At 60.6% G+C, this 9,133-nt stretch carries 8 protein-coding genes; 4 read left to right on the forward strand and 4 right to left on the reverse strand.

Translation table 11 applies throughout. From position 1 onward, the window contains the following. Window positions 1–49: 49 nt before the first annotated feature. Window positions 50–994 (reverse strand): DNA/RNA non-specific endonuclease, encoded by a 945-nt coding sequence (locus tag AACY30_RS26300; RefSeq protein WP_339541365.1) that lies wholly within the window; start codon window positions 992–994, stop codon window positions 50–52. 127 nt (window positions 995–1,121) lie between these two features. Here AACY30_RS26300 and AACY30_RS26305 point away from each other — a divergent pair, with 127 nt between their 5' ends. Next, entirely contained in the window at window positions 1,122–2,186 is a 1,065-nt protein-coding gene (locus tag AACY30_RS26305; protein WP_339541366.1) for a M4 family metallopeptidase, read from the forward strand. Between the two features lie 14 nt (window positions 2,187–2,200). Next, a complete protein-coding gene (locus AACY30_RS26310; RefSeq protein WP_339416362.1) occupies window positions 2,201–2,506 on the forward strand; it encodes a protealysin inhibitor emfourin in 306 nt (101 codons plus the stop codon). Window positions 2,507–2,571: 65 nt separating this feature from the next. Here the strand turns inward: AACY30_RS26310 and AACY30_RS26315 are convergent, their stop codons facing one another. After that, on the reverse strand, window positions 2,572–3,954 hold the full coding sequence (locus AACY30_RS26315; protein WP_339541367.1) for an aldehyde dehydrogenase family protein: 1,383 nt from the start codon (window positions 3,952–3,954) through the stop codon (window positions 2,572–2,574). A 103-nt stretch (window positions 3,955–4,057) separates the two neighbouring features. Between AACY30_RS26315 and ptrR the strand changes: the two genes are divergently transcribed. Further along, window positions 4,058–4,930: a putrescine utilization regulator PtrR gene (gene ptrR, locus AACY30_RS26320; RefSeq protein ID WP_339541368.1), complete on the forward strand. Its 873-nt coding sequence runs from the start codon at window positions 4,058–4,060 to the stop codon at window positions 4,928–4,930. A gap of 105 nt (window positions 4,931–5,035) precedes the next feature. Here ptrR and AACY30_RS26325 read toward each other — a convergent pair whose 3' ends face one another. Next, entirely contained in the window at window positions 5,036–5,245 is a 210-nt protein-coding gene (locus AACY30_RS26325; RefSeq protein WP_038442076.1) for a hypothetical protein, read from the reverse strand. A gap of 110 nt (window positions 5,246–5,355) precedes the next feature. Next, window positions 5,356–6,552 carry an amino acid aminotransferase gene (locus tag AACY30_RS26330; protein WP_339416357.1) on the reverse strand — a complete coding sequence of 399 codons (1,197 nt, stop codon included), beginning with the start codon at window positions 6,550–6,552 and terminating at the stop codon, window positions 5,356–5,358. A gap of 341 nt (window positions 6,553–6,893) precedes the next feature. Here AACY30_RS26330 and uvrB point away from each other — a divergent pair, with 341 nt between their 5' ends. Beyond that, entirely contained in the window at window positions 6,894–8,909 is a 2,016-nt protein-coding gene (uvrB, locus tag AACY30_RS26335; RefSeq protein ID WP_065880879.1) for an excinuclease ABC subunit UvrB, read from the forward strand. Window positions 8,910–9,133 lie beyond the last annotated feature (224 nt).

Here is a 9,133-nt window from a genome sequence, read left to right on the forward strand (position 1 = left end):
CAATCGCAGGCAAGCCAGCTCCCACACTTGATGTACGTCGTCCGTTCGGTCAGAGACGAATGTCTTCCGGACCTTGTATCAATGCTTCAATCCGCGTGCCGGTGGCGCGTTCTTCGTTGCTGAAGCCGTCGTAGTCGGCAAGGTTGGCAAAACGGATGCCGGTCAGCCGTTCTATCTGGATCACACTGCGTTGGTAGGTCCTGAGCTGGCCGAACACCAGCTCGAGCTGGCCCAACTCGCGGCTCTGGTCAATCATGTAGGCGCTCGCGCAAGGCTTGCCGTCGTCGCCGAGGTAGGCGACGACTTTCCAGAAGGCCTTGGGGATTTTAACGCCCCGGTACACACGGTCGTCGTCGGCAAACACCGGCCCGGTAAACACGGTGGCGCGGGCTTTCCAACGTTGGGTGTTATCGAGAATATAGTCTTCGAGTTCCAGCCAGGTCTTCTGGTTGAACCCACTCATCTGCGGCGAGCAGTTGGTGAAGTGGAATGTGTCGACGTTGGCGATTTTCGCCTCGTCGCCCCAATTGGGGTCCTGTCGGCGTACCAGGTGGCCGCGATCAAGGCCATTGCTGGCGTAGAGGTCTTCGCCCACCTGCGCGTCGATGGGCAGGCGGCCATCGTAGGCCCAAATGTCGTTTCTGCGGGCAACGTCCACATGCAGCCCCCCGTCGATATTGGCGCCCACGTACAGCGCGAGGCGCCTTGAGCGTGACATCGTTACCGAGAAGTGCGTGTAGTCCAGGCGGTCGCCGCCCTCTTTCAGCGTCTGTACATCATCCGCAATCGCGTCCTCAACGGTGGGCCAGGGCACCACGAAGCTGCCGAGAAAATCCTCGGCGTAGCCGCTCCGGTCCTTGAAGTCCTTGGCCGCAGTGACGCGTGGCGTCGCCGCCTTGGCCTCCAGCAGAGTGGGGCTGGGTGCGAGCAGCGGGCGCAGGTCGGCGAGCCGTGGGCGGTACGAAAGGTCGATTTTGGTTTTGCGTGCGGGCATCGGTCAGTCCTCCTTGGATAAGCACGACTGCAACATAGGTTAATGACAATTGATGACACGCGTTAACCCCATGGCGCTATCCTGAATCGATACCCGGACGTTGTCACATGCCAAATGGAGCCAGCCAATGTGTGTTCGCCAGCAGCATCGCAATCCGATTTTCTGCCTGATCCCGCCCTACATGCTCGACCAGATCGCCCGCAACGGTGATAAAGCGCAGCGGGAAATCGCGTTGCGCACCCGCGCTAAAGACAGCACGTTCCGCTCGCTGCGCATGGTCGCGGTGTCCGCCAAAGGGCCCGCTCACATGGCGCTGGCCATGGCCGCAGGCAAGCGGCGCTCGATCTACAGCGCCGAGGGCACCGACAGCCTGCCGGGAACGCTGGTCCGTGGCGAAGGGCAGCCCGCCAGCGGTGATGCGGCCGTTGACGAGGCCTATGATGGCTTGGGCGCCACCTTTGATTTTTTCGAGCAGGTCTTCGACCGCAACTCCATCGATGATGCCGGCATGGCATTGGACGCGACCGTTCATTTTGGCCAGAACTACAACAATGCGTTCTGGAACTCTTCCCAGATGGTGTTTGGCGATGGCGATGAGCAGTTGTTCAATCGCTTCACAGTGGCGCTCGACGTGATTGGTCATGAGCTGGCCCATGGCGTCACCGAGGATGAGGCCAAGCTGATGTACTTCAATCAGTCCGGCGCGTTGAACGAATCGCTGTCGGACGTGTTCGGCTCACTGATCAAGCAATATGCACTGCAGCAATCGGCGCAAGACGCCGACTGGCTGATCGGCAAGAGGCTGTTTACGCCAAAGATCAAAGGCACCGCCCTGCGTTCGATGAAAGCCCCCGGCACCGCGTTTGACGACGAACTGCTGGGCAAGGACCCTCAGCCTGGGCACATGGATGATTTTGTCCACACCTACGAGGACAATGGTGGGGTGCATATCAATTCCGGCATCCCCAACCATGCGTTCTACCAAGTGGCGACGAAGTTGGGCGGGTTCGCCTGGGAGCATGCCGGGCGTATCTGGTATGACGCGTTGCGCGATGCGCGGCTGCGGCCCAACTCGGGGTTTCTGCGCTTTGCGCGCATCACCTACGATATTGCCGGTCGACTCTACGGCGCGAACAAGGATGAGCAGAAAGCGGTCAAGGAAGGTTGGAAAGCGGTCGGTATTTCGGTCTGACGTGAGGAACAACCATGCAGATTTCGATCAAGGAAAACGGCGGACCGGCATTTTTCCCCGGTTTGGCCCAGCCCCGTACGGTGAAGCTGGACGCGCTGCCTGAGCAGGATCAGCAGGAGTTGCGGCAACTGATCGCGGCTTCAGACTTTTTTCAGTTGCCGCAGAGCACCGTCCCGGAGCCCGGGAAGCCAGGCCAGGTGCATTACACCCTGACCGTGACAGAGGGCCAGCGCGAGCACACGGTGTGCGTGCTGGCGCCGGTGAAGTCCCAGGCACTGGACGGGCTGGTGCAGTGCGTACGCAGGCATATTCGGTGTTGAGGCCGCTTTAGCTCTACTGCGCAGCCCCACGGGAGCGAGCGCCCTCACCACAGGTAATGCTCGACTTATTTGCGATCCAGCCACACCGTTTGCGCGTTGCAGAATTCGCGTACGCCGAAGTGCGACAACTCGCGGCCGAACCCACTTTTTTTCACGCCGCCAAACGCCACCCGAGGGTCGGAAACGCTGAAGGCGTTGACGAAGATCCCGCCGGTTTCCAACTGGTTGGCGATATCGCGTGCCTTCGCCGGGTCGGTGGTGAAGATGCTGGCGGTGAGGCCGAACTCGCTGTCATTCGCCAGGGCCACGGCGTGGTCGGCGTCGCGGGCGGTGATGATTGAGGCCACGGGGCCGAACAGTTCCTGCTTGAATGAGGTCATCTGGTCGGTGACGCCTGCCAGTACGGTCGGTGCGTAGAAGTTGCCGGCGCCGGGTACTTTGTTGCCGCCCAGCAATAGGGTTGCGCCTTCTTCCAGGGTGGCCTGGACCTGGCCGTGCAGTTCGTCGCGCAGGTCGAAGCGCGCCATCGGGCCGATGTAGGTGGCGGCGCAAGTTGGGTCGCCCATTACCAGGGCGCGGCTGGCTTCGAGGAATTTGGCGGTGAAGGCGTCCACCACACCGGCCTCGATGATCAGGCGCTTGGCGGCGGCGCAGACTTGGCCGCTGTTCTGGAAGCGGCCGATCAGGGCGGCTTGCACGGCGGCGTCGAGGTCGGCGTCGTTGAGTACGATGAACGGGTCGGAGCCGCCGAGTTCCAGCACGCATTTTTTCAGTGCAGCGCCGGCCTGGGAGCCAATGGCGATGCCGGCACGCACGCTGCCGGTCAGGGTAACGGCGGCGATGCGTGGATCGGCGATGGCTTTGGACACGCCTTCGTTGGCCACGTTGATCACTTCGAACATCCCTTCGGCGAAGCCAGCCTTTTTAAACGCTTGTTGGATCAGATAGGCACTGCCCATTACGTTCGGTGCGTGTTTGAGCACGTAGGTGTTGCCGGCTAGCATGGTCGGCACGGCGCCGCGCAGCACTTGCCATACTGGGAAGTTCCACGGCATTACCGCCAGGATAGGGCCGAGCGGGCGGTATTCGATCTGGGCGCTGCCGTTGTCCACCAGGGTCGGTTCCGGGGCGAGCATGGCCGGACCGTGGGCGGCGTACCATTCGCTGAGTTGCGCGCATTTTTCGATTTCGGCACGGGCTTGGGCGATGGGTTTGCCCATTTCCAGGGTGATGGTCTGGGCCATTTCTTCGGCTTGGTCACGCAGGGCGCTGGCCAGGCTCAGCAGCAACTCGGCGCGCTGGCTCACTGGCTGGCGGCGCCAGGTGCGGAACGCGTGGGTGGCGCGATCGAGGGCGGCGTCCAGTTGCTGATGAGTTTCGTAGGGATAGCTGGCGACGGTTTCGCCGTTGGCCGGGTTAATCGAGAGGGCATGGGTGGTTGCGTTCATGGCGCCGTCCTGCTGAATGAATACGTTGAGTTCAGCCTAAGGGGTTATCTCTTTTCTGGAAACTGAATAATATTGAGCAATACATTCACAATTGGAGAATGAATTGGATTTGGTGCAGCTGGAAATCTTCAAGGCCGTTGCCGAGCAGGGCAGCATCAGCGCCGCCGCGCAGTTGATTCATCGGGTGCCGTCGAACCTGACCACGCGCATCAAACAACTGGAGCAGGATCTGGGCGTGGAACTGTTTATCCGAGAGAAAAGCCGCCTGCGCCTGTCGCCGGCCGGGTGGAATTTCCTCGGCTATGCGCGGCGCATCCTCGACCTGGTGCAGGAAGCCCGCGCGACGGTGGCGGGGGAGGAGCCCCAGGGCGCGTTTGCCCTGGGCTCGCTGGAAAGCACCGCGGCGGTGCGCATACCCGCATTGCTGGCGGCCTACAACCAGAAGCACACCAAGGTCGAGTTGGACTTGAGCACCGGGCCATCGGGCACGATGATTGAAGGCGTGCTGTCGGGTCGACTGACGGCGGCGTTTGTTGATGGCCCGGTGCTGCACAGCACCCTTGAGGGCGTAGCGGTATTTGAAGAAGAGATGGTGGTGATTGCGTCGCTGCATCACGTGCCGATCACACGAGGGCAAGAGGTGAACGGCGAGAACATCTACACCTTTCGCTCGAACTGCTCGTACCGGCATCACTTTGAGCGCTGGTTCTCACAGGACGGCGCGGTACCGGGCAAGATCTTCGAGATCGAGTCCTACCACGGCATGCTTGCCTGCGTCAGCGCCGGGGCCGGGGTGGCACTGATGCCGCGCAGCATGCTGGAAAGCATGCCGGGGTTTTCGGCGGTGAGTGTGTGGCCGCTGACGGAAAATTTCCGGATCTTGCACACCTGGCTGATCTGGCGGCGGGGCACTGTATCGCAGAGTTTGAACAGTTTTGTGAAGTTGCTGGAGGAACGCGCTCTGGTAAACCAGTAGATCGAATGTTGTATACGGCTTGCCTGCGATAGCATCAACCCGTTTTGCCTGATACGCCGAGGTGCTGGCATCGCAGGCAAGCCAGCTCCCACATCTTGATCTCTATCAGCCGCCGAATTGCAGGGTGCCCATCGCCAGTTTTGCCATTAACGCGGTGGCACCCAATTGCACCAGCCACAGTGCCAAGCCTCCGAGGAACACGCCGAGCGCTACCTGCAACACCAAGCTCTTCTGGCGCTTGGCTTGCGGCGCGCGTGGGGTGAAGTGGTCCAGTTCGTCGCGGTCGGCACGCAGGTCCAGGTCATCGTTTCTCATAAGGCTCTCACAGCAAAGGGGCAATCAGGGTTCAGTCTAGGGGAGCAGGGCATTTTCTGACAGGCATTAAAAAGGGAAGCCGTGGCTTCCCTTCTTGCGGCGCCGCCAAGTTAGAGAACCTGAACAATCGCCTTTGTGACCGCATCAATGTTCGACTGGTTCAGCGCCGCCACACAGATACGCCCGGTATCCAGTGCATAGATCCCAAACTCGGTGCGCAAGCGGGTGACTTGCTCAACGGTCAGGCCGGAGTAGGAGAACATCCCGCGCTGGCGGCCGACAAAGCTGAAGTCCTTGCCCGGAGCAGCCTTGGCCAGTTCGGCGACCATCTGCTCGCGCATGCCACGGATGCGCAGGCGCATTTCAGCCAGTTCGGCTTCCCATTGGGCGCGCAGCTCAGGGTTGTTCAACACCGCTGCAACAATTGCCGCGCCGTGGGTCGGCGGGTTGGAGTAGTTGGTGCGGATCACACGCTTGACCTGGGACAGGATGCGCGCGCTTTCTTCCTTGGAATCGCTAACGATGGACAGCGCGCCCACTCGTTCGCCGTACAGCGAGAACGACTTGGAGAACGAACTGGACACAAAGAAGGTCAGGCCCGACTCAGCGAAAAGACGTACGGCAGCGGCGTCTTCGTGGATGCCGTCGCCAAAGCCCTGGTAGGCCATGTCGAGGAACGGCACCAGGTTCTTGGCCTTGACCACATCCAGCACATTCTGCCAGTCGGCCGGGCTCAGGTCGACGCCGGTCGGGTTGTGGCAGCAGGCGTGCAGCACCACGATGGACTGTGGCGGCAGGGCGTTGAGGTCTTCGAGCAGGCCTGCACGGTTTACGTCGTGGGTGGCGGCGTCGTAGTAGCGGTAGTTCTGCACCGGGAAACCCGCGGTTTCGAACAGGGCGCGGTGGTTTTCCCAGCTTGGGTCGCTGATGGCGACAACGGCGTCTGGCAGCAGTTGCTTGAGGAAGTCGGCACCGATTTTCAGGGCGCCGGTTCCGCCAACGGCCTGGACGGTCACGACGCGACTCGCGGCCAGCAGTGGCGACTCAGCACCGAACAGCAGCGTTTGCACGGCCTTGTCATACGCCGCGATGCCGTCGATCGGCAAGTAGCCTCGGGCTGCGTGTTGCGCTACGCGAATGGCTTCCGCTTCGGCAACGGCACGCAAGAGTGGAATCTTCCCCTCTTCGTTGCAGTAAACGCCCACGCCAAGGTTGACCTTGGTGGTTCGTGTATCGGCGTTGAATGCTTCGTTGAGGCCCAGGATAGGATCGCGTGGTGCCATTTCGACAGCGGAGAACAGGCTCATTTTGCGGCAGCTCTATGGGGGAAGGGAGGGACGTGTCGCGCTCCAGCCGAATGCACTAGAGCGGTGCACAAACGGGGAGCTAGTATAGAGGCCATCACGGCTAAGGGCGACAGCCGAAACGGCTTTTCGGCCAAGTTTTTAGGTTTATTTACTGGCCGTTAGTCTTATTGCAACCGTGATCGGAAAGGTCGCGTAGGAGGATTGCCTTGAAACCCGACACATTCGCCACCACTTCTATGGATATCATGGTTTTTTCCTACTGTCCGCTCTGAATCTTCGCGGGTTGTGGTCTATTTCGTCCTCGACGGGTTTACAGTCTGGGGTGACTACACGAGGTACTTATGTCGGATTTCCAACTCGTCACCCGCTTTGAACCCGCTGGCGATCAGCCAGAAGCCATTCGCCAGATGGTCGAGGGCATCGAAGCCGGCCTGGCCCATCAGACGCTGCTCGGGGTGACCGGTTCGGGCAAGACCTTCAGCATCGCCAACGTGATCGCGCAGATCAACCGGCCCACGCTGGTGCTGGCGCCCAACAAGACCCTGGCCGCGCAGTTGTATGGCGAGTTCAAGGCGTTCTTCCCGAATAACGCGGTGGAATACTTCGTTTCCTACTACGACTACTACCAGCCCGAAGCCTATGTGCCGTCCTCCGATACCTTTATCGAGAAGGACGCGTCGATCAACGACCACATCGAGCAGATGCGGCTGTCGGCGACCAAGGCGCTGCTCGAGCGCAAGGACGCGATCATCGTCACCACGGTGTCGTGCATCTACGGCCTGGGCAGCCCGGAAACCTATTTGAAAATGGTGCTGCACGTTGATCGCGGCGACAAACTCGACCAGCGCGAGTTGCTGCGTCGCCTGACGAGCCTGCAATACACCCGCAACGACATGGACTTTGCCCGCGCGACCTTCCGCGTGCGCGGCGATGTCATCGATATTTACCCGGCGGAATCCGATCTGGAAGCGATCCGCATCGAACTGTTTGACGATGAAGTCGAGAGCCTGTCGGCCTTCGACCCGTTGACCGGCGAGGTAATCCGCAAGCTGCCGCGCTTCACGTTCTATCCGAAAAGCCACTACGTGACCCCGCGCGAAACCCTCATGGGCGCCATCGAGGGCATCAAGACCGAGTTGGCCGAGCGCCTGGAGTACCTGCGGTCCAACAACAAACTGGTGGAAGCCCAGCGCCTGGAGCAGCGCACCCGCTTCGACCTGGAGATGATCCTGGAGCTGGGCTACTGCAACGGTATCGAAAACTACTCGCGCTATCTCTCGGGTCGTGATTCCGGGCAGGCGCCGCCTACACTATTTGATTACTTGCCGGACGACGCGCTGTTGGTGATCGACGAGTCCCACGTGAGCGTGCCGCAGGTCGGCGCGATGTACAAAGGTGACCGCTCGCGTAAAGAGACGTTGGTGGAATACGGTTTCCGTCTGCCGTCGGCGCTGGACAACCGGCCAATGCGTTTTGACGAGTTTGAAAGCATCAGCCCGCAGACGATTTTTGTCTCGGCCACGCCGGGTAATTACGAAGCCGAGCATGCGGGCCGTGTGGTTGAGCAGTTGGTGCGTCCGACGGGTCTCGTCGACCCGCAAATCGAAATCCGCCCGGCGTTGACCCAGGTCGATGACTTGCTCTCGGAGATCGGCAAACGCGTGGCCCTGGAAGAGCGGGTGCTGGTCACCACGCTGACCAAGCGCATGTCTGAAGACCTGACTGACTATCTCGCCGACCACGGCGTGCGCGTGCGCTATCTGCATTCGGACATCGATACGGTAGAGCGCGTGGAGATCATCCGCGACCTTCGCCTGGGCACCTTTGATGTGCTGGTGGGGATCAACCTGCTGCGTGAAGGTCTGGACATGCCGGAAGTGTCGCTGGTGGCGATCCTCGATGCGGACAAGGAGGGTTTCCTGCGTTCCGAACGCTCGCTGATCCAGACCATCGGCCGCGCGGCACGTAACCTCAATGGGCGGGCGATTCTCTACGCGGACCGCATTACCGGCTCCATGGAGCGGGCGATTGGCGAGACCGAGCGCCGCCGCGACAAACAGATTGCCTTTAACCTGGAACATGGCATCACGCCCAAGGGTGTGTTCAAGGACGTTGCCGACATCATGGAAGGCGCCGTGGTACCGGGCTCGCGCAGCAAGAAGCGCAAGGGCATGGCCAAGGCTGCCGAGGAAAGCGCCAAGTACGAGAACGAACTGCGCTCGCCGAGTGAAATCACCAAGCGCATTCGGCAATTGGAAGAGAAGATGTACCAGTTGGCGCGGGACTTGGAGTTTGAAGCGGCGGCGCAGATGCGCGATGAGATTGGCAAGTTGCGTGAGCGGTTGCTGGCTGTTTGATTTGCGTTGACTGACCTGGCCCCATCGCAGGCAAGCCAGCTCTCACATTTTGACCGCGTTAACAGTTCAAGGTGGGAGGCTGGCTTGCCTGCGATGGGCATAGGTATCTACACAACTTTCCGCCCGATGCCCGAGCTCGGCTGAGCAGCGGTTGCTCTGGCTTTTGATCTGTTTTTGATTTTGATCTCAGGCGCCCCATCAACCACGCTGGCCGAACGCAGGCT

The organism is Pseudomonas sp. RA_5y_Pfl1_P24 (genome assembly GCF_963970945.1).
Taxonomy (GTDB): Bacteria; Pseudomonadota; Gammaproteobacteria; order Pseudomonadales; family Pseudomonadaceae; genus Aquipseudomonas; species Aquipseudomonas tritici.